The sequence below is a fragment of the Blautia sp. HCP3S3_C12 genome, from assembly GCF_052064155.1.
In the GTDB taxonomy this organism is placed as follows: Bacteria; Bacillota; Clostridia; order Lachnospirales; family Lachnospiraceae; genus Blautia_A.
Map to the genome: position 1 here is coordinate 336,848 of NZ_JBQHWC010000002.1, position 25,645 is coordinate 362,492.

Here is a 25,645-nt window from a genome sequence, read left to right on the forward strand (position 1 = left end):
AATTATGATCTCAGCATTTATTCCAGAAAGCTGATGTCAATTTCTCCGTCAAAAACAGTGGCAGCAGGGCCGGTCATGTAGACCAGGTTCTCCTGTCTGTCCCAGAAAATTTCCAGATCACCGCCTAGAAGTTTCACTGTGACAGGCTTTTCTCCGTCAACATGGCCGTTGAGAATAGAGGCAACTGCCACTGCGCAGGCACCTGTACCGCAGGCAAGAGTTTCGCCGGAGCCACGTTCCCAGACACGCATTTTTAAGGTATGATCGTCCAGCACTTCTACAAATTCTGTATTGACTCTGTCTGGAAATGCCATGTGATTTTCAAAATAGGGACCGATTTCTCCAATATCCAGGTGATCCACATCTGCCATATATACAATGGCGTGGGGATTTCCCATGGAGACAGCAGTAATATAGTAGGTTTCCCCGTTTACCTTCAAAGGTGCATTGATCATCTCCTCTGTGGAAGATACCACCGGGATCTGGCTGGCAGTTAGAACCGGAGACCCCATGTTTACTCTGACCAGAGCAACTTTACCGTCCCTGACAGTGAGATCCAGATACTTGATCCCACTTTTGGTGGATACGGAAATATTTTCTTTTTTTACAATACCATAGTCATATACATATTTGGCAACACAACGGATACCGTTGCCGCACATGGCACCCTGGGACCCGTCCAGATTATACATATCCATTTCGCAGTCTGCTATATCTGAAGGCTTGATCAGGATTAGTCCGTCAGATCCGATACCGAAGTGACGGTCACTGACATATCTGGCAACAGCCGCCGGATCTTTAACGGTTTCCTCAAAACAGTTTACATATACATAATCATTTCCAATGCCTTGCATTTTTGTGAATTTCATCAACAAATCCTCCTTGTATTTAAGTAGCTTTCAATAAATATTTATATGTTTTTAAATTTTCAATACCTGTAACTATAAAGTAAAAATGTTATGAAAAAGTGAAAAATATAAATTTCCGGGTCTATTATATCTCATATGGAAAAAATATCTGTTATGCAGAATTTACCATGAGCAGCTCCGGCTGTTGGTATTATATATAAATATTTATGGTGTATATAGGGAATGATAGCATAAATATGCTGAAATGAAAATATCATCTAAGTTTTATCTTGCATTTTGTAGAAAGTATGATAAAATTAGAAATAAAAATATACAGCCGAAATGCATAATTATACGCTGCTGTGTGAAAAAATAAAAAACAGCAGCAATAGGTATACTTTCGGATGCGAGGAGGAAAAAAGATGAAAGATCAGAAAAGATTTGCAGCCCTTGCACTGAGTGCGATTATGGTAGTTTCCATGGCTGGCAATGTATATGCAGCCAAAGAAATAAAATCAAAGGATGACCTTGCAGGAGCAACTATTGGTGTTCAGCTTGGTACAACAGGTGACCTTGATGCATCTGATTATGAGAAGGATGGTTCTACAGTTGAACGTTACAGCAAAGGCAGCGAAGCTGTCCAGGCATTAAAAGCAGGCCAGATCGACTGTGTGATCATTGATTCACAGCCTGCTCAGAAGTTTGTAGAGAATAATGATGATCTTAAGATCCTGGATGAGCCTTTTGAGGAAGAAGAATATGCCATCTGCTTAAAGAAAGGCAATGATGAACTTCTTGAAAAGATCAACGGAGCTCTGGAAGAACTGAAAAAAGACGGAACCATTGACAGTATTATGGATAACTACATCGGTGAAGATGCAGGCAAGACACCATATGAATCTCCGGAAGATGTTGACCGTTCCAACGGAACACTGGTAATGGCAACCAATGCTGAGTTTGAGCCATATGAATATCATGAGGGTGATGATATTGTTGGTATTGATGCAGATATTGCACAGGCAATCTGTGATAAACTTGGATATGAACTGAAGATTGAAGATATGGAATTCGATGCCATTCTTCCTGCAGTACAGTCCGGTAAGGCAGACTTCGGTGCAGCAGGTATGACTGTAACAGAAGACCGTAAATCCAGTGTTGATTTTACAGATACCTATGCAGATGCAAGCCAGGTTATCATTGTAAAAAAATAATAGAAACAATATAACAGAGCTGTTGACAATCTGCCAACAGCTCTCTTTTCGGGGACAGAGGTTTTTATGAATAATCCTATGATATTAGCAAGTATAAAAGAAGACTTTTATCTGAACTTTATTAAAGACGACCGTTATCTCTGGCTTTTGGATGGTCTGAAAACAACTCTTATCATCACAGTGTTTGCGTTGATCATTGGTCTGATCATCGGCTTTCTGGTAGCCATTATCCGTTCAGCACATGATAAGTCAGGTTCCTTTAAGGTTCTTAATGCAATCTGCAGAGTGTATCTGACTGTGATCCGTGGAACACCAACCATGATCCAGCTGCTGATCATGAATTTTGTAATTTTTGGTGCTGTAAGTATTAACAAGATCATTGTAGGCAGCCTTGCCTTCGGTATTAACTCCGGTGCATATGTAGCTGAGATCGTCCGTTCCGGTATCATGTCTATTGATCAGGGACAGACAGAGGCAGGACGAAGCCTGGGACTGAACTTTTCTCAGACCATGCGTCTGATCATTATCCCCCAGGCATTTAAGAATGTACTTCCTGCACTGGTAAATGAATTTATCGTATTGATCAAAGAGACCTCCATCATTGGATATATCGGTATGATGGATCTTACAAAGGGCGCAATGCTGATCCAGAGCCGTACCTATAATGCGTTCTGGCCATTGATGGCAGCTGCGGTAATTTATCTTGTGATTATTGGAATCCTTACATGGGCCATGAATAAACTGGAAAGGAGATTAAGAACCAGTGAGCGATAAGAATGTACTGATCCAGGTAAAGGATTTGAAGAAAGCTTTTGGCACAAATCAGGTTCTTGATGGAATTACAACAGATATCTGTCAGGGAGAAGTAGTAGCCGTCATTGGTCCTTCCGGTTCCGGTAAATCTACTTTCCTGAGATCCTTGAATCTGCTGGAGGTTCCGACAGGCGGACAGATCCTCTTTGAAGGAACTGATATTACAGATCCGAAGGTTGACATTAACAGACACCGTCAGAAGATTGGAATGGTATTCCAGCAATTTAACCTGTTCCCTCATAAAACAGTAAAAGAGAATATTATGCTGGCACCTGTAGAACTGAAGCTGATGACAAAAGAGGAAGCTTCAAAGAAAGCAGACGAGCTTCTGGCACGTGTAGGGCTTCCGGACAAAGCCCAAGCATATCCGGATATGCTTTCGGGCGGACAGAAACAGCGTATTGCTATTGCACGTTCTCTTGCCATGAATCCGGATGTAATGCTTTTTGATGAGCCAACTTCCGCACTTGACCCTGAGATGGTAGGTGAGGTTCTGGAGCTGATGAAGGAGCTTGCGCAGTCAGGAATGACTATGGTTGTAGTTACCCATGAGATGGGATTCGCAAGAGAAGTGGCAACCAGAGTTCTTTTTATTGATGAGGGTAAGATACAGGAAGAGAATACTCCGGAAGAATTTTTTGCAAATCCGAAGAATCCGAGACTGAAAGACTTTCTTTCAAAGGTTTTATAACAGAAATTAAAAAAGATTGCGGGTTGATTGACCCGCAATCTTTTTTTGAGGCCGGAATTATTTTGCTTCCGGCTTATTGGATGATTCATATTTCTTCAGTTCTTTGTAGCAATATTTGATAATTTCCTTTCGGGTGATGATTCCGATAAAATAACCCTGGTCATCTGTTACCGGAACATAGTTCTGATTGATGGCTTTGTCTAACAGATCCTCCATATTGGAATCTGCGTGTACAGCCTTGTAAGTGGCTCTCCGTGGGATTGCCATAATAGAAATTCCCTCTGCTGCTTTGATATCGGGAACATTCAGGGTCTTCATTCCCCAGAGAAGATCTCCCTCAGAAATGGTGCCTCTGTATTTGCCATCCAGACTGAGGAGAGGAATGCAGGAAAACTTCCGGTGTTCCATTTTCTCCAGTGTCTGTCTCAGGGTTTCATTTTCAAATATGTATGCTACATCGCTTTTTGGTGTTAAAAAAAATAAAATATTCACTTTTGTATTTACCCCATTACATTATTAAGGGATATGTCCCTTATGCTGTTATGATAGTATTCATGGGCAGTTCTGTCAATAAGATGAACTATTAAATTTTTCGAAAAAACTGTGAACACACCGATGATTTTTGGCCAAAATTACAGAAGCTGAACACCTTTTTCCTTTGCTTCATTCATTACGTCCTGGGACCACAGGGAAGCGTGTACTTCACCGATATGTGCCTTGCGAAGGAAGAACATACAGATACGGGACTGTCCGATACCGCCGCCGATGGTATATGGAAGCTCTTTGTTCAGGATTGCTTTCTGGAAAGGAAGTTCTCTTCTGTCATCGCAGCCTGCGATAGTAAGCTGTTTGTCCAGAGAGTCTTCGTCAACTCGGATTCCCATGGAGGAAAGCTCCAGGGCAATATCAAGAACCGGATAATATACAAGGATATCACCGTTTAATTCCCAGTCATCATAGTCCGGGGCACGTCCGTCATGGCGTTCACCGTTGGTCAGGGTTTTGCCTACCTGCATAAGGAATACAGCACCCTTTTCTTTGACAATCTGATATTCACGTTCCTTGGGAGTCAGTTCAGGATACATATCTACCAGCTCCTGAGTGCTGACAAAGGCAATTTCTCTTGGCAGGATTTCTTCGATATAATCATACTGTACTGCCATATATTTTTCGGTTTTTCTGAGAACACTATAAATCGTGCGGACAGTGGAAATAAGGGTATCCATGTTGCGCTGGTCTTTGCCAATGATTTTTTCCCAGTCCCACTGGTCTACATATACAGAATGAATATTGTCCAGGTCTTCATCTCGACGGATCGCGATCATGTCGGTATAGAGACCCTCACCTTGGGCAAAGCCGTATTTTTTCAGGGCATATCTTTTCCATTTGGCCAGGGAGTGTACGATCTCGGCATTTTCCGGCTGTCCTTTAATATCAAAACTTACAGGGCGCTCTACGCCATTTAAGTTGTCGTTTAGACCAGATGAAGGATTGACGAAAACCGGAGCTGAAACACGAAGCAGATTCAGCTTCTGAGCCAGGGTCTGCTGAAAGAAATCCTTCACAGTCTTAATTGCAATCTGGGTATCATGGAGGTTTAAGGCTGAATGATAACCATCAGGAATTTTAATCTGTTCCATTATTATTGAAGTCCTCCTATAGTTTTGTTTGCATATTCTATTGAATATCCATTTATTTTACACCACGCTATTATAACAGGAAAAAGTGCGATTGGCAATTTTCATCTTGCAAGATTGGCGTAAAATGTTACAATTATTTATACAATGATTTGTGAAGTGGGGGATAGAATATGGGAAAAAGATGCCAGGTATGTGACGGACCAATCGTAAACGGACGCTGTAAATACTGTGGAATGCCTTATAGAAACGATGCGGTTATGTACCATCTTAATGAGGATCGTTCTGAGCATTACCGCCATTCTTCGGCAAAGGTGAGAAGAGAAATGGATCAGAGCGAGATCCCTCTTCCTGACCGGAAGGGCGGCGCGGATTATACAAAGAAAAAGAATGCCGGGAACACAAGTAAGACAGTAAACAATGCCGGGAGAACTGCTTCGAAAACATATACCTCTGGAAAACAGAGCGGAACTCAGGAAAAGAAAAAAGGAAAAAAGATGGTCATATTCTGGCTGGTGATCGCTCTTCTTGCAGCTCTTATAGAATGTGTCCCTGATGCGTTGGAAACACTGAAGTCTCATCAAATTGAAGAATTTATATATAAGACAAAACTCATTGACAAAGATGACAAAGAGAAAAAAGAAGTGCCTGACCAGAAGGTGATGTCTTCTTCTGAGCTGGATAAGTATGCTTACTATATGCTGAACACAGAAGATAGCTATTATGAGGTTGTGGAAAGCAACACAGAAGACTTCATGGGACCAGGAGAATATGTTGTGGAGGCTGTCTGGGAGGGTATAGAGCTGGAGCTTATTCCGGCAGACGGTACTGGAGGAGAAATCTGGGACTTTAATCAGGAAGGACAGCAGCTGAAGCTGGAGTTACACAAGGGTGATAAGCTCACAGTTACTTCTCTGGATGGACAGTATAATTATTTTAGATTATATGAAATTCAGCAATATGACGAATAAAATTTTCCCCCTTTCTTTTTTACAGGCGATGTGCTATACTTGTAAAGCGCACCACATATAGGTGTAAATATGGGACAAACCAATATTTTATACTATATCTTGTATATTGGAGTGAAAAGGTATGATTTATGTAATAAAGAAAGACGGAACAAAGGAAGAATTTAATTCCAAAAAGATCGTAGCAGCTGTGAATAAATCAGCAGCCAGGATTTTATACACTTTTTCTGAGGAAGAGCAGGATTTTATCTGCAAGTTTGCCGAGGAGCATGCAGCTTCCCTGGGAAAAAATGAGATCCAGATCCAGGAGATGCACAACATAGTAGAGGGTGCCCTGGAGAGAGTAAATCCAGCTGTAGCCAAAAGTTACCGGGATTACAGAAATTATAAACTGGATTTTATCCATATGATGGATGATGTATATACCAAGAGTCAGGCAATTCGTTATATTGGTGATAAGAGCAATGCCAACACAGACAGTGCTCTGGTTGCCACTAAGCGAAGCTTGATCTTTAATGAACTGAATAAAGAGCTTTACCGTAAATTTTTTATGAACCGTAATGAGCTTCAGGCATGTAAGGATGGTTATATTTATATTCATGATCAGTCCGCCCGTCTGGATACTATGAATTGTTGTCTTTTTGATGTTGCAGCTGTGCTAAAGGACGGCTTTGAGATGGGAAATGTATGGTACAATGAACCCAAAACTCTGGATACAGCATTTGATGTTATGGGGGATATTATTCTGAGTACAGCCGCACAGCAGTATGGCGGATTTACAGTCCCGGAAGTGGATAAGATTCTGGCACCTTATGCAAAGAAAAGCTATGACAGATATATTGAGGAGTTTATGCAGTATTCTGATCCGAGCTGGGCAGGAAGAGAAGAAAAGGCCATTGAGCGCGCACTGGATAAAGTCCGCAGAGATTATGACCAGGGCTGGCAAGGGATTGAGTATAAGCTGAATACAGTAGGATCCTCCAGAGGAGATTATCCCTTTGTTACTGTCACACTGGGACTGGGAACCGGACAGTTTGAGAAAATGTGCAGTATGTCACTTCTGGCAGTACACAAAGGCGGACAGGGTAAGGAAGGACACAAGAAGCCTGTACTTTTCCCGAAAATCGTATTTCTTTATGATGAAAAGATCCATGGAAAAGGAAAAAGCTGCGAGGATGTTTTTGAGGCGGGGGTAGACTGCTCTTCAAAAACAATGTATCCGGATTGGCTTTCCATGTCAGGCAAGGGATATATTGCCAGTATGTACAAACGGTACGGAAAGGTGATCAGCCCTATGGGTTGCCGTGCTTTCCTGAGCCCATGGTACGAAAGAGGCGGTATGTATCCTGCTGATGATAAGGATGTGCCTGTATTTGTAGGAAGATTTAATGTTGGAGCAGTAAGCCTTCATCTGCCTATGATCCTGGCCAAAGCCAGAGCAGAGAGCAGAGATTTCTATGAAGTGCTGGATTTCTATCTGGAAATGATCCGGAGCCTTCATATCCGTACCTACGAATATCTGGGACAGATGCGTGCCTCTACCAATCCTCTTGCTTACTGTGAGGGCGGTTTCTACGGCGGCCGTCTGAAACCAAATGAAAAGATTGGTAAAATCCTCAAACCTATGACGGCATCCTTTGGAATCACAGCTCTTAATGAGCTGCAGGAACTTTATAATGGAAAATCCATTGCAGAGGATGGCCAGTTTGCACTGGAAGTTCTGAAATATATCAACGAAAAAGTAAATAAATTTAAGGAAGAGGATGGATATCTCTATGCAATCTATGGAACTCCTGCAGAGAGCCTCTGCGGACTTCAGGTAGAACAGTTCCGTAAAATGTATGGAATTATTGAAGGTGTTTCTGATCGTCCTTATGTCAGCAACAGCTTCCACTGCCATGTAACCGAAGAAGTTACCCCGATTGAAAAACAGGATCTGGAGGGCCGCTTCTGGGAACTGTGCAACGGAGGTAAGATCCAGTACGTCCGTTATCCCATCGATTACAATAAAGAGGCTGTCCGAACCCTCATCCGCCGCGCCATGGCCCTGGGCTATTACGAAGGAGTCAATCTCTCCCTGGCCTATTGCGATGACTGCGGACACGAAGAACTTGAAATGGATGTCTGCCCCGTATGCGGTTCCAAAAACCTGACCAAAATCGACCGCATGAACGGCTATCTCTCCTACAGCCGCGTCCACGGTGACACCCGCCTCAACGAAGCCAAAATGGCCGAAATCGCCGAACGAAAATCCATGTAATCTATAAAAAGAAAGATGTAATTCGAAATGAATTACATCCTTCTTTTTATAAGCCTTCTTATTTTCAGACAATCTCTTTTTATGATACATCTCTAAATATGAGTATTACCTTCCCAACCTTCTCAAAATTATCTCAATACCAGGGGCAGGCTCCGCCGCCTCCCCGTCCGTCTCACCAACAAAGTAAAGTTAACAAAAGCTCCCTCATATCTCAACCCGGAGCTCCTTCCATACCTAAAAACAACAACACCCCTCCCGTCAGACACCAGCGCGAGGGGTGTGCAGAGGGGACGCCGCTATGCGTCCCCTTTGCAAAACATCATTTAATTATAGTCCCCGTCTTCTCATAAACCCCATCCTTCGCATGGGCAATATCCGTAATAATAGTCCGGCGTCCGTCTCCTTTTTCAACAAAGTTGACGCCCGCTTCAAACTTCGGCAGCATAGATCCCGGTGCAAACTGATTCTCATCCATATATTTCTTGGCATCTGCTACAGAGATTTCACCTAGGAATTCTTCATTATCCATGTCAAGATTTAGGCTTACCTTCTCTACACTGGTCAGGATCAGCAGAGTATCTGCATTTAACTCCTGAGCCAGAAGTCCGCTTGTCAGGTCTTTCTCGATAATAGCACTGGCACCGTTTAAGGAAACACCCTGCTCCATAACAGGGATACCGCCGCCGCCGGCTGCAATGACGATCTCTCCGGCATCTACAAGTGTGCGGATCGTTTCAAGTTCTACGATTTTCTGCGGCTTTGGTGCAGCAAGGATTCTTTTGTAGGTACCGTCTGCAAGTTCTGTGACAAAATTACCCTTATGTTCCTCTGCTTCTGCTTCTTCCTTGGTCAGTACACGGCCGATGATCTTCTCTGGCTCTGCGAAAGCGTCATCATAAGGATCGATCACAACCTGAGTCAATACAGTGGCAACCGGTTTGTAAATACCTCTGGAAAGCAGCTCTGCACGGATGGCAGTCTGAAGGTCATAACCGATGTAACCCTGGCTCATGGCAGAACATACGGACATAGGTGCAAATGTATAATCTGGATGTGCCTTACCGAATTCGTTCATAGCAGTATGGATCATTCCGACCTGTGGTCCGTTACTGTGTGAAATTACTACACGGTTTCCTGCTTCTACAAGGTCTGCAATAGCTTTGGCAGCTTTTTTTGTGGCAATTTTCTGCTCTGGCAGAGTTGTACCTAATGCTCTGTGGCCCAATGCAACTACTGTGATTTTTTCGCTCATGGGAAATACCTCGTTTCTTTATTTTGTTGTACACAGGTGGCTGTGGTTCAAGCCTCCCGAGATAATCATAATGATACACTATATTATAAAAGACTGTCCGGGGAAATGCAATAGATTCTTCTCCGAACGGCAATTAAAAACGAATAAAAATAATAATAAAATAATAATAAAATAAACAGCTCCCGCATTGCTGCAGGAGCTGTCCATTTTTTGAGGGGGGAGATAGAGAGTGGTTTTCATCTATCCAAAACCTATTATAGGAGAAAAATATGTGCAAAGTATGTCAATAATCTGAAAGAAACAGAAAAAATATAAAAGAATTATAAACAAAAATTAAAGTAAGTATATATTTACTCCAATTGCTTGCTTTCCGAAAAGGGACATGCTAAAGTAAAGACAGAGTTACCGGATCTGAGGTAACCCTCATCTGTTTCTGCATTCTGCAGAGATGATTTTCAGGCACTGTTTCGGTGCATTATTTCACAAAACATCATTAAATGGAAGACGGAGATTGATGATCTGTCTGGCAAGGAGGGGGGATGCTTATGTCTGTATGATTGTTCTGTACTCCTGGATAAGATGCAGACCTGTAGGCTGAGATGAAAAAGAGCCGGCAGTAGGAATGCGGCATGAGAAACGACAGTAAAAGATCGCAGATTGCGAAATTTTCATGAAATAAATTATTAGGAGACGATAATATGAAAAATAGAATATGGAATCAGACGAAAGCAGCAGTACTTGCCATGGCAGCTATTCTTTCAGGCATCTGTGTACCATTTCAGGAAATGCAGGTATCAGGGGCAGAACTGGTGGCGCCGGTTCTGAATATAGAACAAAGCGCAAAATGGACAGATGAGGAAAACTATAAGGCAGAGCTGACCCTGCGGCTTAGCGGACTGAATACTCTGAAAGATGTCAGTAAAGTGGATCAGGAACAGGAGAAAATCCAGGCGGAAATGGAGACAGAAAGCTTTACAGAAGATGCGGGGGAGAAGGCGGAAGAAGACTTTGGGGAAGGTGGAGCAGCGGAGAAAGCTGAAGCTGCAGAGGAGACAGAAGTCAGAGAAAGTGTGGAGACTGGCGAAGACGCAAAGACAGAAGAGGTTTCTGGTAAAGTTGACAATCCTGTGAACGAAACTGAAAATCCCGCAATGCCGGAAGAAAAGAAGGAATATATTCTGACTACATACATATCTGAATATTTCTTTCTGGATACAGCTTCTCTTCCGGAAGAAATTACAGCAGAAACTGTTTCCATAAAGAACCAGAAGGGAGAAGATACGGAAATACTTCGCCTTACGGAACATCTGCAGATGGAAAAAATCACAGAGGACTATTATGCACTGACTGTTCCGGTAACACTGCGTCCGGAATATCAGCTTTCCTGGGAGAAAAGAACTTATCCGGTGGTACAGGATGAACCCTTACAAAAGGACCAGACGGGCTTGGGTACATTTTTACAGGAAAAAAAAGGAGAAGAACTTCAGACCCTGGTTTCCAATCCTTCCCCTGAGTTGTTGGTAAACGCGGCAAAAACAGGAATCGAAGCAGTTCTTAGGGCAGATGTGGAGAAAACAAAAGCCGGACAGCCGGTAAATTATATTCTGGATGTGACCAATACAGGCCAGCTTCCTTTAACAGACATTCAGTTTTCAAGCAGTTTTTCCATGGAAGATATCCGGGCAGTGTGGGAGTCTGAATTAGATTTTTATGTAGATGGCAAAGAAGCAGTTCTGGCTGCATTAAACCCAGGAGAGAGCAGAAGACTTCGGATGACGCTTCTGCCGGATGAAAATAAGGAGGGAGATTTGTTTCACACGGTAACTGTAAAAACAAAACATCCGGGACGAGAAGAACTGATTGGCTGTCAGGCTTCATGCCAGATTAAAGTAGAAGGACTGAAGGCCTCTTTTGAAGTGGAAAAAACAGCGGACAGAACGGAAGCCTTTCCGGGCGATACGATTACCTATCAGATATGTATCCGTAATACAGGAGAAAAAACACTTCATTCTGTTCTGAGCACAGAGAGATTTCTAAATGCAAATATTCAGGCTCAGTTTATGCCAAAGGAGGGAGTAACCTTAAACAGTACAAGAACACAGGCGCTGATTTCCAGCATTGCACCGGGAGAGGCTTTGGGGCTTTATGCGGTTGTAACGATTCCTCAATATTTTGAGAGTCAGGAGCTGGTAAATGAGGTAACTGTTATTTCTGATGAGACCGGGACAACGAATATGAAATCTCGGTCAGAGGTGACTGTGAAGTCTGCGGAGGTGACGGTAACACCACAGATCACACAGACCTATTCTTCTTATCAGTCCTATGGGTCAGGTTCGAAATCAGGGAGCGCCTATGAGACAGCCTCCAAGCCCAGCACAGGAGATGATACAAAAGGAACATTTTTTCTTGCCTTATGTGTGTGCGCAGTTATTGTAGGAGCGGCAGCTGCCAAAAAACAACGTTGAAACGAGAATGGAGGTGTGCTATTCTAATATAGAGTATATAAAAATATGGAGGACATCAATGAAGTTAATATCCTTATTAGAGCGTCTGGAGTATACCTGTATTCAGGGAAGCACAGACCAGGAAGTTAAAAACGTTGTATATGATTCCCGAAAGGTAGAAGAGGGTTCTCTTTTTATCTGCATCCGCGGGGCGGTTGTGGACGGACATAAATTTGTGCCGGATGTGATCGCAAAAGGTGCGAAAGTTCTGGTAGTGGAGGAGAAAGTTGAGGCTCCTGCAGATGTGACTGTTATTCTTGTGGAGGACAGCCGCTATGCCATGGCATTTATTTCTGCCGCATATTTCGGATATCCGGCAGAAAAATTGAAAACGATCGGTATTACAGGAACAAAGGGAAAAACCACAACTACCTATATGGTAAAATCCATTCTTGAAAATGCCGGATATAAGGTGGGACTCATCGGAACTATTGAGGCCATCATCGGTGATAAGGTGATTCCTGCAAGCAATACCACACCGGAATCTTATATGGTTCAGAAATATTTCCATGATATGGTTGAAGCAGGCTGTGACTGTGTGGTAATGGAGGTTTCTTCCCAGGGACTTATGCTTCACAGAACACAGGGCTTTGTCTTTGATTTTGGTATTTTTACCAATATTGAGCCGGATCATATCGGGCCAAACGAGCATAAGGATTTCGATGATTATCTCAGATGTAAATCGCTGCTGCTGAAACAGTGCAAAACAGGGATTGTAAACAGAGATGATGAGCATTTTGAGAAAATCATACAGGGACATACCTGTGAGCTTGAGACTTATGGATTTTCACCGGAGGCAGATCTTCGGGCTGAGGATGCAAAGCTGGTGGGAGGTAAGGGATATCTGGGAATTTCCTATCATTTGAGAGGACTGCTTGACTTTCCGGTAGAAATCGATATTCCGGGTAAATTCAGCATCTATAATTCTTTAACTGCCATTGCCATCTGCCGCCATTTTAAAGTATCAGAGGAGAATATCCTGAAGGCTCTGAAAGTGGCAAGGGTAAAGGGACGTATTGAAATGGTGAAGGTGTCTGAGGACTTTACACTGATGATCGATTACGCACATAATGCAATGGCACTGGAAAGCCTTCTGACCACACTGCGGGAATATCATCCACACAGACTGGTATGCCTGTTCGGATGTGGAGGAAACCGCTCCAGGCTTCGCCGTTATGAAATGGGAGAGGTGGCAGGAAAGCTGGCAGATTTGACGATCATTACCTCGGATAACCCAAGGGATGAGGAGCCCCAGGCTATTATTGATGATATAAAAACAGGAATGGCCAGGACTAACGGTAAATATGTGGAGATCATAGACCGTAAGGAAGCGATCGCCTATGCGATCCACCACGGAGAACCGGGAGATATTATTGTTCTGGCCGGTAAGGGACATGAGGATTATCAGGAGATCAAAGGCAAGAAATATCCAATGGATGAGAGAGTACTGATTGCTGATATCCTTGCAGGCAAATAATGACTAATTATGATTTATGCTGATATAATAATAGATATTTCCAGTGAAAAGCTGGATAAAACCTTTCAGTACAGGGTGCCGGAAGAACTGGAGCAGGAAATAAAGGTAGGGATGGTGGTATCCATCCCTTTTGGAAACGGAAATAAGATCCGTAAGGGATATGTGATAGGCCTGACGGATAAGCCAAAGGTAGATCCTGACAGGATAAAGGCGATTTCTCAGTGCAGCAGCGGACAGGAGACAACAGAATCCAGACTGATCATTCTGGCGGCCTGGATGAGGGAAAATTATGGTTCTACCATGATCCAGGCATTGAAGACGGTTCTTCCCATACAGGAGAAGATACGGGCAAAGGAGAAGAGATATCTCTGTCTGAACGTTTCAGAGGAAGAGGGAAGAAAAATTCTGGAAGGATTGGAAAAAACCAGGTTTAAAGCGAGAACAAGGCTCCTGAGGGAGCTTCTGGACAAAAAACGGCTGGAGTATACTCTGGCAGCAAAAGAGCTTGGAGCTACTTCTGCTGTTGTGGGAAAAATGAAAGAGCAGGGAGTCTTGCGTATAGAGTATGATGAAATTTTTCGTAATTCTATAGATGGAAAGGACATTCCCAGAGAACCGGCTCTGACTCTGAACCGGGAGCAGGAGCAGGCAGCAGAGAAAATACTGCAGGAATGGGAAAGGCCTGAGCCACGGCCGGTACTGCTTCAGGGAGTGACCGGAAGCGGTAAGACCCAGGTATATATGCGGCTGATCGAGGAAATACTTGCAAAGGGCCAGCAGGCTGTTGTGCTGATCCCTGAGATTGCATTGACTTATCAGACTGTGAGGCGGTTCTATGCCAGGTTTGGAGAGAAGGTTTCTGTCATTAATTCCAGACAGTCCCAGGGAGAACGCTATGATCAGTTTAAGCGTGCAAGGGGAGGGGGAGTCCAGGTAATGGTGGGTCCCCGTTCTGCATTGTTTACCCCCTTTCCGGATCTGGGGCTGATCATAATAGATGAGGAACATGAGCCAAGCTATAAAAGTGAAAGTTCTCCCAGATACCACGCAAGGGAGACCGCCATTGCCAGAGCAGGGATTGAACATGCCAGAGTTGTTCTGGGATCAGCCACTCCTTCTCTGGAAGCATACAGCAGAGCACAGAGCGGTGAATATGGTCTGGTGAAACTGACTGCCAGATATGGGGACAGACCAATGCCGCAGGTATCAGTTATTGACCTCAGGGAAGAGTTGAGAGGGGGAAACCGCTCGGTTTTGAGCAGATCCCTGCAGGAGAAAATGAAAGAACGGCTGGAGAAAAAAGAACAGATCATGCTGTTTTTGAACCGCAGAGGCTATGCAGGCTTTGTATCCTGCCGTTCCTGTGGTTTTGTGGTGAAATGTCCACACTGTGATGTATCACTGTCAGAGCATAATAATGGCAGACTGCTGTGCCATTACTGTGGATATGAGACCAGAAAGCCGCAGGTATGTCCTCAGTGTGGCTCTCCTTATATTGGTGGCTTTAAGGCCGGCACCCAGCAGATTGAGAAGGTTGTAAGGGATACTTTTCCTGGAGTCAGAACCTTGCGCATGGATTTTGATACTACCAGAAATAAAGGAAGCTATGAACAGATTCTGGCAGCCTTTGCTTCTCATGAAGCAGATGTACTGGTGGGAACCCAGATGATCGTGAAAGGGCATGATTTTCCGGATGTAACACTGGTAGGAGTGATTGCTGCAGACCTTTCCCTCAATGCAGAGGATTACCGCTGCGGAGAGCGTACTTTTCAACTGCTGTGTCAGGCAGTGGGACGCTGCGGAAGAGGAATGAAAGCAGGTGAGGCAGTGATTCAGACCTATCACCCTGAGCATTACAGTATTCAGGCATCGGCTGCCCAGGACTATCAGACCTTTTATGAGGAAGAGATGAGCTACCGTATGCTGTTGGATTATCCGCCTGCATCTCACATGCTGGCAATTCTTGGATCAGGGGAGAATGAGGAAGTACTGACTCAGGCTATGCATTATCTGGAACTGTATATCCACAGGATCTACAGGGAAAAAGATCTGCATGTAATAGGTCCTGCTTATGCAGCCATAGGTAAGGTGAAGGATATTTACAGGCAGGTTATTTATTTAAAGCATAAAGAATATAAAACACTGGTCCGGATCAAGGATCAGATGGAAAAATACATTGAAATAAATTCCGGTTTCCGGAAAATATATATACAGTTTGATTTCAGTTGAGAAAAGGAGATTAGAAAATGGCACTTAGAACAATCAGAGTAGAGGGGGATCCTGTACTTACAAAAATCAGCAGACCGGTAGATAAAATGACACCGCGTATCCAGGACCTGATCACAGATATGCTGGATACCATGTATGAGGCAATGGGTGTTGGACTGGCTGCACCGCAGGTGGGTATCCTGAAGCGTATTGTGGTAATTGATGTAGGTGACGGACCGATTATTTTAATCAATCCGGAGATTATTGAGAAGTCCGGAGAGCAGACCGGAGATGAAGGCTGCCTTAGTGTTCCGGGGATGTCAGGACAGGTAACCCGCCCTGACCATGTAAAGGTGAAAGCTTTGAATGAGGATATGGAAGAAGTGGTATATGAAGGAGAGGGACTTCTGGCCCGTGCTTTTTGCCATGAGCTGGATCATCTGGATGGACATATGTATACAGAGCTGGTGGAGGGAGAGCTTCACCGGGTCAGCTACGATGAAGAAGACTGAGAGGATAAGATTAGAATATGAAAATAGTTTTTATGGGAACACCTGATTTTGCTGTGCCGTCCTTAAAGGCACTGGTGGAAGCCGGATATGATGTGGCAGCAGTGGTTACTCAGCCGGATAAACCAAAAGGAAGAGGGAAATCCTTACTTCCTACACCTGTAAAGGAAGAGGCTCTTTTGCATGAAATTCCTGTTTATCAGCCCCAGCGTGTCAAAAATAACAGGGAATTTCTGGACACACTCCGTGAAATTGCTCCGGATGTGATTGTTGTGGCAGCCTTTGGACAGATCATTCCCAGGGATGTGCTGGAATTGCCGAAATATGGCTGCATTAATATTCATGCATCACTTTTACCGAAATACAGAGGAGCTGCCCCCATCCAGCAGGCTGTGATCGATGGAGAAAAAGAATCCGGTGTTACCATCATGCAGATGGGAGAGGGGCTGGATACCGGAGATATGATCTCAAAGATTGTGATCCCTCTGGAAAAGGAGGAAACCGGAGGAAGTCTTTTTGCAAAGCTTGCCCAGGCCGGTGCAGAACTTCTGATCAAAACGCTGCCGTCTATTGAACAGGGAACTGCAGTATGGGAAAAGCAGCCGGAGGAGAGTCCGACTCCTTATGCGGCAATGATCAACAAAAAGATGGGGCTTATGGACTTTCATAAGTCTGCTGTGGAACTGGAAAGACTGGTACGTGGACTGAATCCATGGCCAAGTGCTTATACCTTTGTAAATGGAAAGACTCTTAAGGTATGGAAATGCCGGGCAGATGAAAAATGCTCCGGTGAGACACCCGGAACAGTTATTCTTACAGATAAAGAAGGAATTCATGTTGCCTGCAAGGATGGAACACTGATTCTGACAGAGGTACAGCTGGAAGGTAAAAAACGGATGGATGCAGAAGCTTTTCTGCGGGGATACCATATAGAAGCAGGAAGCAGATTTACAGATCATAAGGAGTGATTGTATGTACGGATATTATTTTGATCCCACTTATATTTTGCTGGTCATAGGAATGGTACTGTCTCTGGCTGCATCAGCCAAAGTAAAGGGGACTTTTGCGAAGTACAGCAAAGTCCACAGTACTTCCGGTCTTACAGGAGCGGAGGCTGCACAGCAGATTCTGCACATGGCAGGAATCACAGATGTTTCTGTGGTGGCTGTTGCAGGAAGTCTGACAGATCACTATGATCCCAGAACCAGACAGGTTGCTCTTTCCCAGGATGTATATGGAAAAACATCAGTAGCAGCCATTGGAGTAGCAGCTCATGAATGCGGACATGCAATCCAGGATGCGGTAAACTATGCTCCTCTGAATATCAGAACTGCTATTGTACCGGCTGCCAATATTGGCTCTACTCTCTCCTGGCCGTTGTTTCTGGCAGGGCTTGTTTTCTCCATTCGTCCGCTGCTGACTGTGGGAATTCTTTTATTTTCTCTGGCTGTCCTTTTTCAGCTGGTGACCTTGCCGGTGGAGTTTAATGCATCAGCCAGAGCTTTGAAAATGCTGGGTAACAACCGACTGATCGCCCAAGAGGAGGTAAAGGGAGCACAGAAGGTTCTGGTGGCAGCTGCTCTGACTTATGTGGCAGCCCTTGCAGCATCTGTTCTGCAGCTTCTCAGACTAATCATACTGGCCGGAGGAAGAGACCGTGACTAATGGAATTAATACCAGAGAATTAATATTGGAAATACTACTTGAAATTGAAGAAGAGGGAAAGCACAGCCATATTGCCATTCGCAATGCCCTTTCTAAGTATCAGTTCCTTCCCAGACAGGAACGGGCATTTATTACCCGGGTATGTGAGGGAACTCTGGAATACAGAATTCTGATCGACTATATCATTGATTCTTATTCTAAGGTGACAGTGGATAAAATGAAGCCTGCAATCAGAGAAATCCTGCGCAGCGGGGTATATCAGATTAAATTCATGGACAGTGTACCGGACAGTGCAGTGTGCAATGAAGCGGTGAAGCTGGCTCAGAGAAAGGGCTTTTATAATCTGAAGCCGTTTGTGAACGGAGTTTTGCGGACCATAGCCAGGGAATATAAAAATCTGGAGCTTCCATCCAGAGAGCAGGATCTGGTGAGATTTCTTTCTGTTAAGTACTCCATGCCTGAAAATCTGGTCAATCGCTGGCTGGAAGCTTACGGTGAAGAAAAGACAGAAATGATTCTGGCAGAGTTTCTGAAGGAGAAGCCGGTTACTGTGCGCTGCCGGATCCATAAATATCCACAGGAAGAGATTTACAGGAGCCTGACAGAGCAGGGAGTAAAGGTAACTCCTGCTCCCTATCTTTCCTATGCATATGAAATTTCTGATTATAATCATATTCTTGCCCTGGATGCTTTTATTCAGGGGAAAATTCAGGTACAGGATGTAAGTTCCATGCTGGTAGCTGAGGTTGCAGATCCAAAGAAGGGAGATTATATTATTGATATGTGTGCTGCTCCCGGAGGAAAAAGCCTTCATGTAGGAGATAAGATGGGAGATTATGGTACTGTAGATGCCAGAGATGTGAGCCAGCAAAAGGTGGACCTTATTGAGGAAAATATCAATCGTCTGGATTCTATCAATGTGCAGGCAAGAGTGATGGATGCCACTGTTTTTGACGTGGATTCGGAATTGAAAGCAGATATTGTTCTGGCAGATGTACCCTGCTCAGGTTATGGGGTGATCGGCAAGAAGCCGGAAATAAAGTACAGAGTGACACCTCAGAAGCAGGAAGAAATTGTAATCCTGCAGAGAACGATCCTGGATCGGGCAGCAGAGTATGTGAAGCCAGGTGGAGTATTGGTTTTCAGTACCTGCACCATTGCAAAAGAAGAGAATGAGGAAAATATGATGTGGTTTATGAATAATCATCCTTTTAAACTGGAGAGCCTGGATCCTTTCCTTCCTCAGGAACTTCATTCTGAAACCACTGCTCTGGGGTATCTTCAGTTATTGCCGGGAGTGCACAAAACAGATGGTTTCTTTATTGCAAAATTCAGGAGAAAATAAGTAATGACAGATATCAAGTCAATGACAGTTGATGAATTAAAAGAGCTGGTTACTGCTCTGGGGGATAAGCCTTTCAGGGCAAAGCAGATATACAGCTGGCTTCATGAGCACCTGGTTACTTCCTGGGATGAGATGACCAATTTATCCAGGGGGCTCAGAGAGAAGCTGAAGGAATACCCTGTTACTGCCCTGGAGGTGGTAGATGTACAGACTTCCAGACTGGATGGAACGCAGAAATATCTTTTTCGTCTCAGTGACGGAAATGTGATCGAAAGTGTGCTTATGCGGTACAAACATGGAAATTCCGTATGTATTTCTTCACAGGTGGGATGCCGCATGGGATGTCGTTTCTGCGCTTCTACGATCGGAGGACTTACCAGATGTCTGCTTCCCTCAGAAATGCTGGACCAGATTTATCGTATTCAGACTCTGACCGGTGAGAGAGTGTCCAATGTAGTAGTGATGGGAACCGGTGAGCCACTGGATAATTATGACAATCTTTTGCGGTTTATACACATTCTCACAGAGGATGGAGGACTTCATATCAGCCAGAGAAATCTGACAGTATCTACCTGCGGACTGGTACCCAAAATCTATGAACTGGCTGAAGAAAAGCTGCAGATGACACTTGCACTTTCTCTTCATGCGCCGAATGATGAGAAAAGACAGGAACTTATGCCGATTGCCAGAAAATACAGTATGGATGAAGTTCTGGAAGCATGCCGCCACTATTTTGATATGACAGGCAGAAGGATCACATTTGAATATAGCCTTGTGGCCGGGGTGAATGACAGTGATGAGGATGCAAGAGAGCTTTCCGGAAGAATCCGGGATATCAATTGTCATGTAAATCTGATTCCCGTAAACCCGATTAAGGAACGCTCTTTTGAACGTTCTACACGACAGGCTGTTGAGAATTTTAAAATAAAACTTGAAAAATGTGGAATAAATGTTACTATTAGAAGGGAAATGGGCAGTGATATAGACGGTGCCTGTGGACAGTTAAGAAAAAGCTATATGGAAAAAACAGAAAGCGAGAAGTGACATGAGGATATATTCAGCTACTGATGTGGGTCAGAAGCGGAAGATGAATCAGGATTATGTGTTCGCCTCTTCCGACCCGATTGGGAATCTTCCGAATCTGTTTGTTGTTGCGGATGGAATGGGCGGACATAATGCTGGTGATTATGCATCCTCCCATGCTGTCAGTGTTGTGGTAGAGGAGATTCGACAGGATCAGGATTTCAATCCGGTTAAGGTGATCCGTCATGCCATTGAAAGTGCGAACATAGAGATCATTGAGCAGGCACAGAAGGATGAGAAACTGAAGGGAATGGGCACCACTATGGTAGTTTCCACTATCGTTGGGCAGTATGCATATGTGGCCAATGTGGGGGACAGCCGTCTCTATGTGGCGGACAGAGAACTTCAGCAGATAACAAGAGACCACTCATTGGTGCAGGAGATGGTCAGGATGGGAGAAATCAGTGCCGAAGAGGCTAGAAACCATCCGGACAAAAATATCATCACAAGAGCGCTGGGTGCGGAAAGGACAGTGGATGTAGATTTTTTTGATCTGAAACTGGAACCGGAAAGTGTGATTTTAATGTGTTCAGATGGATTGAGCAACATGGTCGAGGACAGCCGGATAAAAGAGATACTTTCCAGAAGGGATGAGGCCCTGGATGAAAGAGGCAGGACCCTTATCGGTGAGGCAAACCGTAACGGCGGTAAAGACAATATTGCAATTGTATTGATAGAACCATTCGCAAATGAGGTGGAAGAATGTTAAAAACAGGAATGATCATAGCAGAGCGCTATGAAATATTAGGCAAAATAGGTACCGGCGGAATGGCGGACGTATACAAGGCAAAGGATCACAAGTTGAATCGTTTTGTCGCTGTCAAGGTGCTGAAGCCGGAGTTTCGGGAAGATACAACTTTTATACAGAAATTCAGAAGTGAGGCACAGGCTGCTGCAGTTCTGACACATCCAAATATTGTTAATGTATTTGATGTTGGAGATGACAATGGAGTTTATTACATTGTTATGGAACTGATCGAGGGAATCACACTGAAGGAATATATTTCCAAGAAGGGCAGACTCTCTGTAAAGGAAGCTACCAGCATTGCCATTCAGGTTTCCATGGGACTGGAGGCCGCACACAGCCACGGGATTGTACATCGTGATGTAAAGCCCCAGAATATTATTATTTCCATGGATGGAAAGGTAAAAGTAACAGACTTTGGAATTGCCAGAGCAGCGTCATCCAATACCATCAGCTCCAATGTAATGGGATCTGTTCATTACAGTTCTCCGGAGCAGGTGCGTGGAGGATACAGTGATGAGAAGAGTGATATCTATTCTCTGGGTATCACGCTTTATGAGATGGTGACAGGCAGGGTTCCTTTTGACGGAGATACTACAGTTGCCATTGCCATCAAGCACCTTCAGGAAGAGATGGTACCGCCAAGTGTATATGCACCGGAGCTGCCTCACAGCCTGGAGCAGATCATATTGAAATGTACACAGAAAAGTGTTGACAGACGATACCAGAATATGGAGGATGTGATCGGGGATCTGAAGCATTCTCTTATTGATCCCCAGGGTGATTTTGTAAAGCTCACATCAGTAGATAACGATGCCAAAACAGTAGTGATTTCTGATGCGGAACTGGGTGAGATCAAGCATACACCAAAGCAGATTTCAAAGGCTGATCCGGAGGCTCTGGAAGCAGAAATCAATGAGACGGATTATGATGATGAGCCTGAGGATACATCACGGAAGAGGCGGGAAAGCAAAAAGGATAAAAAACACAAGAAAGGCAATGGTCAAGTGATGACCATTATCATGCTTCTGATGGGTGTGTTGATCCTGATTGCAATCATTTTGATCGCAGGAAAAGCTTCTGGTCTGATCGGAGGAGCTAAAACGGAAAATAAACAGCAGGTTCAGACCGAGAAAGCAGAGGATGATGAAATGGTCACTGTCCCGGATCTTCGTGGAAAAACAGAGGAAGAGGCTAAGACGATCACTAAGGATATGAAGCTGGGAATCCAGCCTATGGGTGAGGAAGCTTCTGACATGGCAAAAGGAACGATTTCTTCTCAGGATATTCCGCAGGGAAGCAAGGTTGAGCAATATACAACTATTAAGTATTATATCAGCAAGGGAACTCAGCAGATCACCATTCCGGATGTGGATGGACAGACAGGCGTAGATGCCCAGCAGACACTGGAGGATATGGGACTTACTGTAAATGTTCAGAAGGAATACAGTGAGTTAAATGATGACGGATATCCCCTTGTGGATCCGGGATATGCATATTCTACCACTCCTGCTGCAGGAAATCAGGTGGCTTCCGGAACAAGTGTTACGTTGGTTGTCAGCCGTGGTGTTGATTATGGTGACAGTGTGGAAGTACCAAGTGTTGTTGGTATGACGAAGAATGATGCGATTACAACCTTTGGCAAATTTCTGAATATTGAAGTTAAAGAGCAGAAGAGCACAGATGCACCGGCAGGAGAGGTAATTGCCCAGGAACCGGAAGCAGGTGACTGGGATGATCCGGATACTGTGAATGTAGTACTTACTGTAAGCTCCGGAGATCAGGATCCATCTTCTGCACAGACTTCCGATTCAAATACACAAAGCAGCAGTACAGATAGTGCAGCCGGCACAGATACTTCCGCAGCAGATCTGGCACAGCAGAGTGCAGCTGTTGCAAACGGTGAGGTCTGGAAATGTACACAGGCATTGAATACACCGATCGGATATTCAGGAGGACCTATCCGCCTGGAACTGATACAGAATGTAAATGGTAACCCATCTGCATCTGTGATCCTGGAGGGACAGACACTGCAGTTCCCGTATACACTGGATATTACTGGTGCACCGGGAGTCAGCCAGGGTACTTTATATCTTTCTGAGAAAATTAACGGAACCTATCAAAAGCTTGGAGAATACTCCATCACATTTGCTAAGGCTGAGTAGTACATGCAGGGAAAAATTATTAAGGGAATTGCAGGATTTTATTACATTCATGCTGAGGATAATGAAGTATATGAATGCAAGGCCAAAGGAATTTTCAGAAAAGATAACCGGAAACCTCTGGTAGGTGATAATGTGGAAATAGAGGTGCTGGATGAGAAGGAGAAGGAGGGCAGTGTTACTGCTATCCTTCCCCGGAAAAATTCCCTGATCCGCCCGGCAGTTGCCAATGTGGATCAGGCTTTTGTGATTTTTGCAATGGAAAACCCAAAACCTAATTTCATGCTGCTGGATCGTTTTCTGATCATGATGGAGCAGGCAGATATTCCGGTTACCATCTGCTTTAACAAAAAAGATCTGGGAACCAGGGAAGAACTGGACTTCTTATATGAGACCTATCAGAGCTGCGGATATAAGGTAATCCTGTCCAGTACCTATCAGGGAGATGGTATGGAGGAGATAAAAAAAATACTCCAGGGAAAGACTACAGTGGTTGCTGGTCCTTCCGGTGTGGGAAAATCTTCGATTACCAATGCCCTTCAGGGAAATGTACAGATGGAGACCGGTGAGATCAGCAAAAAACTGAAACGGGGAAAACATACTACCCGTCATTCCCAGGTTATTCCGGCGGGAAAGGATACCTATCTGGTGGATACTCCTGGTTTTTCCTGTCTGTATCTTTCAGATATGGAGGAGCAGGAACTTAAGGATTATTTTCCGGAATTCCGGAAATATGAAGGGCAGTGCAGGTTTCAGGGATGCAGACATATCCATGAGCCGGGCTGTGCAGTAAAGGAAGCACTGGATAACCATGAGATCAGTAGCCTTAGATATGAAGATTATCTGGGACTTTATGAAGAATTAAAAGAGAAAAGGAGATTCTGATTATGTATCAGTTATGTCCGTCTATTTTATCAGCGGATTTTAACCGTTTAGGCGAACAGATTAAAATTTTGGAAGAAGAAGGGATTGAATGGCTTCATATTGATGTGATGGACGGTGATTTTGTACCCAGCATCTCATTTGGAATGCCAGTGATCAAATCAATCCGAAAAGAATCAAAATTATTTTTTGATGTGCATCTGATGGTGACAGAACCGGAACGGTATATCAGAGATTTTGTTGATTGTGGCGCGGATTCTATCACTGTACATGCAGAAGCCTGTGAAGATCTGGAACGTACCATAGAACAGATCCGTGAAGCAGGAGTAAAGGTGGGTGTATCCATTAAGCCTGCTACTCCGGTAAATGATATCAGCCATATGCTTGAGGATGTGGATATGGTTCTGGTTATGACTGTACAGCCGGGATTCGGAGGTCAGAAATATCTGGAGGAGTGTACAGAGAAGATTCAGGAGCTTCGTGACCTGATCCGGGATGAAGATCTGAATGTAGACATTCAGGTGGATGGAGGAATCAATGATGAAACAATGGAAACTGTATTAAAGGCAGGGGCAAACCTTGTGGTGGCAGGTTCCTATGTTTTTAAAGATAATCTGGTTTCCGGAGTACGCCATGCAAAGAAGCGAATGAATGAAGTAATCAGAGAGATTGACTGAGGAACAGTATGAAAGATACGGTTATTGTAAGCGGGGGCGATATCCAGAGAGATTTTGCCCTCGATTTTTTAAGAAACAGAATAGAAAGAACAGGGCGGGAAAAGCTTTGCCTGATTGCTGCAGACAGAGGGTTGGAATTTTTTATGGAAAATCATCTTCTGCCGGATGTGGCTGTAGGTGATTTTGACAGTCTGTCTCCTCAGGGTGAGGAGTTTCTGAAAGACTTAAGTACGGTGGAAGTGATACGTCTCAAGCCTGAAAAGGATGATTCGGATACCCAGTGTGCTGTGAATCTGGCTATCCGGCGGGGAACAAAGAGAATAGAAATTCTGGGAGCAACAGGCCGGAGGGTGGATCACCTGATTGCAAATCTGGGTCTTCTTATTCTTGCAGGTCAGAAAAGGGTTTCTCTGGCATTAGTGGATCAGTATAATTATATGACGCTGGCAGAGAATGGAAAGGTGCTGGAGAAATCCAGTCAGTTCGGCAAATATGTATCTTTTTTTGCCATAGGAGGAGCTGTGAAGGGACTTTGCCTGGAAGGTTTTAAATACTTATTAGATGGTTATGATCTGAGTCTGTTGGATTGTGGACTGACTGTAAGTAATGAAATACAGGAAGAGCAGGCCAGGGTTACATATGAGTCAGGAACCCTGTTGATGATCCAGTCCAGAGACAGGTAGCTGGCAAAAGATGAAGAAACGGAAG

The 25,645-nt window shown here is 44.1% G+C and carries 22 protein-coding genes; 18 read left to right on the forward strand and 4 right to left on the reverse strand.

The annotated features are described in order from the left end of the window. Positions 1–17: 17 nt before the first annotated feature. Positions 18–869 carry a diaminopimelate epimerase gene (dapF, locus tag ACTNDS_RS03720; RefSeq protein WP_441033776.1) on the reverse strand — a complete coding sequence of 284 codons (852 nt, stop codon included), beginning with the start codon at positions 867–869 and terminating at the stop codon, positions 18–20. A gap of 401 nt (positions 870–1,270) precedes the next feature. Here dapF and ACTNDS_RS03725 point away from each other — a divergent pair, with 401 nt between their 5' ends. From ACTNDS_RS03725 to ACTNDS_RS03735, 3 genes are all read left to right on the forward strand, one after another. Then, complete coding sequence (locus tag ACTNDS_RS03725) at positions 1,271–2,059, forward strand: transporter substrate-binding domain-containing protein (RefSeq protein ID WP_243873938.1); 789 nt, start codon at positions 1,271–1,273, stop codon at positions 2,057–2,059. Between the two features lie 66 nt (positions 2,060–2,125). Continuing rightward, positions 2,126–2,833, forward strand: coding sequence for an amino acid ABC transporter permease (locus tag ACTNDS_RS03730; protein ID WP_243873937.1), 708 nt, complete (start codon positions 2,126–2,128; stop codon positions 2,831–2,833). After that, the gene (locus ACTNDS_RS03735; protein ID WP_441033779.1) at positions 2,823–3,563 is read left to right on the forward strand and encodes an amino acid ABC transporter ATP-binding protein; all 741 of its coding nucleotides are present in this window, start codon (positions 2,823–2,825) and stop codon (positions 3,561–3,563) included. Before ACTNDS_RS03730 ends, ACTNDS_RS03735 begins: the two co-directional genes overlap by 11 nt. Before the next feature lie 57 nt (positions 3,564–3,620). Here ACTNDS_RS03735 and ACTNDS_RS03740 read toward each other — a convergent pair whose 3' ends face one another. Together ACTNDS_RS03740 and asnA are read right to left on the reverse strand one after the other, a co-directional pair. Then, positions 3,621–4,055 carry a CBS domain-containing protein gene (locus ACTNDS_RS03740; protein WP_303241822.1) on the reverse strand — a complete coding sequence of 145 codons (435 nt, stop codon included), beginning with the start codon at positions 4,053–4,055 and terminating at the stop codon, positions 3,621–3,623. Between the two features lie 140 nt (positions 4,056–4,195). Then, the gene (gene asnA / locus ACTNDS_RS03745; protein WP_303241823.1) at positions 4,196–5,203 is read right to left on the reverse strand and encodes an aspartate--ammonia ligase; all 1,008 of its coding nucleotides are present in this window, start codon (positions 5,201–5,203) and stop codon (positions 4,196–4,198) included. Between the two features lie 170 nt (positions 5,204–5,373). On the opposite strand from asnA, the gene ACTNDS_RS03750 reads away from it, so the two are divergent. Both ACTNDS_RS03750 and nrdD read left to right on the forward strand, forming a co-directional pair. Beyond that, positions 5,374–6,171: a hypothetical protein gene (locus tag ACTNDS_RS03750; protein WP_441033782.1), complete on the forward strand. Its 798-nt coding sequence runs from the start codon at positions 5,374–5,376 to the stop codon at positions 6,169–6,171. A 121-nt stretch (positions 6,172–6,292) separates the two neighbouring features. Next, complete coding sequence (gene nrdD, locus ACTNDS_RS03755; protein ID WP_303241825.1) at positions 6,293–8,428, forward strand: anaerobic ribonucleoside-triphosphate reductase; 2,136 nt, start codon at positions 6,293–6,295, stop codon at positions 8,426–8,428. Between the two features lie 319 nt (positions 8,429–8,747). Here the strand turns inward: nrdD and arcC are convergent, their stop codons facing one another. After that, complete coding sequence (gene arcC, locus ACTNDS_RS03760) at positions 8,748–9,680, reverse strand: carbamate kinase (RefSeq protein WP_433845468.1); 933 nt, start codon at positions 9,678–9,680, stop codon at positions 8,748–8,750. Between the two features lie 698 nt (positions 9,681–10,378). Here arcC and ACTNDS_RS03765 point away from each other — a divergent pair. Genes ACTNDS_RS03765 through ACTNDS_RS03825 form a run of 13 tightly spaced genes read left to right on the forward strand, consistent with a single transcriptional unit; the run spans position 10,379 to position 25,620 of the window. Continuing rightward, positions 10,379–12,145, forward strand: a complete 1,767-nt coding sequence (locus ACTNDS_RS03765) for a DUF7507 domain-containing protein (RefSeq protein WP_441033784.1) — start codon at positions 10,379–10,381, stop codon at positions 12,143–12,145. Positions 12,146–12,203: 58 nt separating this feature from the next. After that, positions 12,204–13,661, forward strand: a complete 1,458-nt coding sequence (locus ACTNDS_RS03770; protein WP_173742267.1) for a UDP-N-acetylmuramoyl-L-alanyl-D-glutamate--2,6-diaminopimelate ligase — start codon at positions 12,204–12,206, stop codon at positions 13,659–13,661. Positions 13,662–13,670: 9 nt separating this feature from the next. Further along, positions 13,671–15,890 carry a replication restart helicase PriA gene (gene priA, locus ACTNDS_RS03775; RefSeq protein ID WP_441033786.1) on the forward strand — a complete coding sequence of 740 codons (2,220 nt, stop codon included), beginning with the start codon at positions 13,671–13,673 and terminating at the stop codon, positions 15,888–15,890. A 17-nt stretch (positions 15,891–15,907) separates the two neighbouring features. After that, positions 15,908–16,381, forward strand: coding sequence for a peptide deformylase (gene def / locus ACTNDS_RS03780; RefSeq protein WP_173742265.1), 474 nt, complete (start codon positions 15,908–15,910; stop codon positions 16,379–16,381). Between the two features lie 17 nt (positions 16,382–16,398). Continuing rightward, positions 16,399–17,346, forward strand: coding sequence for a methionyl-tRNA formyltransferase (gene fmt, locus ACTNDS_RS03785; protein ID WP_173742264.1), 948 nt, complete (start codon positions 16,399–16,401; stop codon positions 17,344–17,346). A 4-nt stretch (positions 17,347–17,350) separates the two neighbouring features. Continuing rightward, entirely contained in the window at positions 17,351–18,043 is a 693-nt protein-coding gene (locus tag ACTNDS_RS03790; protein WP_303241830.1) for a zinc metallopeptidase, read from the forward strand. Beyond that, entirely contained in the window at positions 18,036–19,388 is a 1,353-nt protein-coding gene (rsmB, locus tag ACTNDS_RS03795) for a 16S rRNA (cytosine(967)-C(5))-methyltransferase RsmB (RefSeq protein ID WP_441033789.1), read from the forward strand. Before ACTNDS_RS03790 ends, rsmB begins: the two co-directional genes overlap by 8 nt. A 3-nt stretch (positions 19,389–19,391) precedes the next feature. Beyond that, complete coding sequence (rlmN, locus tag ACTNDS_RS03800) at positions 19,392–20,432, forward strand: 23S rRNA (adenine(2503)-C(2))-methyltransferase RlmN (protein WP_303241832.1); 1,041 nt, start codon at positions 19,392–19,394, stop codon at positions 20,430–20,432. A gap of 1 nt (position 20,433) precedes the next feature. Further along, positions 20,434–21,180: a Stp1/IreP family PP2C-type Ser/Thr phosphatase gene (locus tag ACTNDS_RS03805; RefSeq protein WP_441033792.1), complete on the forward strand. Its 747-nt coding sequence runs from the start codon at positions 20,434–20,436 to the stop codon at positions 21,178–21,180. Beyond that, entirely contained in the window at positions 21,174–23,381 is a 2,208-nt protein-coding gene (pknB, locus tag ACTNDS_RS03810) for a Stk1 family PASTA domain-containing Ser/Thr kinase (protein ID WP_441033794.1), read from the forward strand. The genes ACTNDS_RS03805 and pknB overlap by 7 nt, the downstream gene beginning before the upstream one ends. Before the next feature lie 3 nt (positions 23,382–23,384). Beyond that, positions 23,385–24,263 (forward strand): ribosome small subunit-dependent GTPase A, encoded by an 879-nt coding sequence (gene rsgA, locus ACTNDS_RS03815; protein WP_173742258.1) that lies wholly within the window; start codon positions 23,385–23,387, stop codon positions 24,261–24,263. Continuing rightward, the gene (gene rpe / locus ACTNDS_RS03820; protein WP_433845472.1) at positions 24,263–24,937 is read left to right on the forward strand and encodes a ribulose-phosphate 3-epimerase; all 675 of its coding nucleotides are present in this window, start codon (positions 24,263–24,265) and stop codon (positions 24,935–24,937) included. Before rsgA ends, rpe begins: the two co-directional genes overlap by 1 nt. 8 nt (positions 24,938–24,945) lie before the next feature. Further along, positions 24,946–25,620, forward strand: coding sequence for a thiamine diphosphokinase (locus tag ACTNDS_RS03825; RefSeq protein WP_441033796.1), 675 nt, complete (start codon positions 24,946–24,948; stop codon positions 25,618–25,620). The last annotated feature ends 25 nt before the right edge of the window (positions 25,621–25,645 follow it).

Coding starts and splice junctions, on each gene's coding strand:
- dapF (WP_441033776.1), bottom strand. CDS start 869: ATGAAATTCACAAAAATGCAAGGCATTGGAAATGATTATGTATATGTA.
- ACTNDS_RS03725 (WP_243873938.1), top strand. CDS start 1,271: ATGAAAGATCAGAAAAGATTTGCAGCCCTTGCACTGAGTGCGATTATG.
- ACTNDS_RS03730 (WP_243873937.1), top strand. CDS start 2,126: ATGAATAATCCTATGATATTAGCAAGTATAAAAGAAGACTTTTATCTG.
- asnA (WP_303241823.1), bottom strand. CDS start 5,203: ATGGAACAGATTAAAATTCCTGATGGTTATCATTCAGCCTTAAACCTC.
- ACTNDS_RS03750 (WP_441033782.1), top strand. CDS start 5,374: ATGGGAAAAAGATGCCAGGTATGTGACGGACCAATCGTAAACGGACGC.
- nrdD (WP_303241825.1), top strand. CDS start 6,293: ATGATTTATGTAATAAAGAAAGACGGAACAAAGGAAGAATTTAATTCC.
- arcC (WP_433845468.1), bottom strand. CDS start 9,680: ATGAGCGAAAAAATCACAGTAGTTGCATTGGGCCACAGAGCATTAGGT.
- ACTNDS_RS03765 (WP_441033784.1), top strand. CDS start 10,379: ATGAAAAATAGAATATGGAATCAGACGAAAGCAGCAGTACTTGCCATG.
- ACTNDS_RS03770 (WP_173742267.1), top strand. CDS start 12,204: ATGAAGTTAATATCCTTATTAGAGCGTCTGGAGTATACCTGTATTCAG.
- priA (WP_441033786.1), top strand. CDS start 13,671: ATGATTTATGCTGATATAATAATAGATATTTCCAGTGAAAAGCTGGAT.
- def (WP_173742265.1), top strand. CDS start 15,908: ATGGCACTTAGAACAATCAGAGTAGAGGGGGATCCTGTACTTACAAAA.
- fmt (WP_173742264.1), top strand. CDS start 16,399: ATGAAAATAGTTTTTATGGGAACACCTGATTTTGCTGTGCCGTCCTTA.
- ACTNDS_RS03790 (WP_303241830.1), top strand. CDS start 17,351: ATGTACGGATATTATTTTGATCCCACTTATATTTTGCTGGTCATAGGA.
- rlmN (WP_303241832.1), top strand. CDS start 19,392: ATGACAGATATCAAGTCAATGACAGTTGATGAATTAAAAGAGCTGGTT.
- ACTNDS_RS03805 (WP_441033792.1), top strand. CDS start 20,434: ATGAGGATATATTCAGCTACTGATGTGGGTCAGAAGCGGAAGATGAAT.
- pknB (WP_441033794.1), top strand. CDS start 21,174: ATGTTAAAAACAGGAATGATCATAGCAGAGCGCTATGAAATATTAGGC.
- rsgA (WP_173742258.1), top strand. CDS start 23,385: ATGCAGGGAAAAATTATTAAGGGAATTGCAGGATTTTATTACATTCAT.
- ACTNDS_RS03825 (WP_441033796.1), top strand. CDS start 24,946: ATGAAAGATACGGTTATTGTAAGCGGGGGCGATATCCAGAGAGATTTT.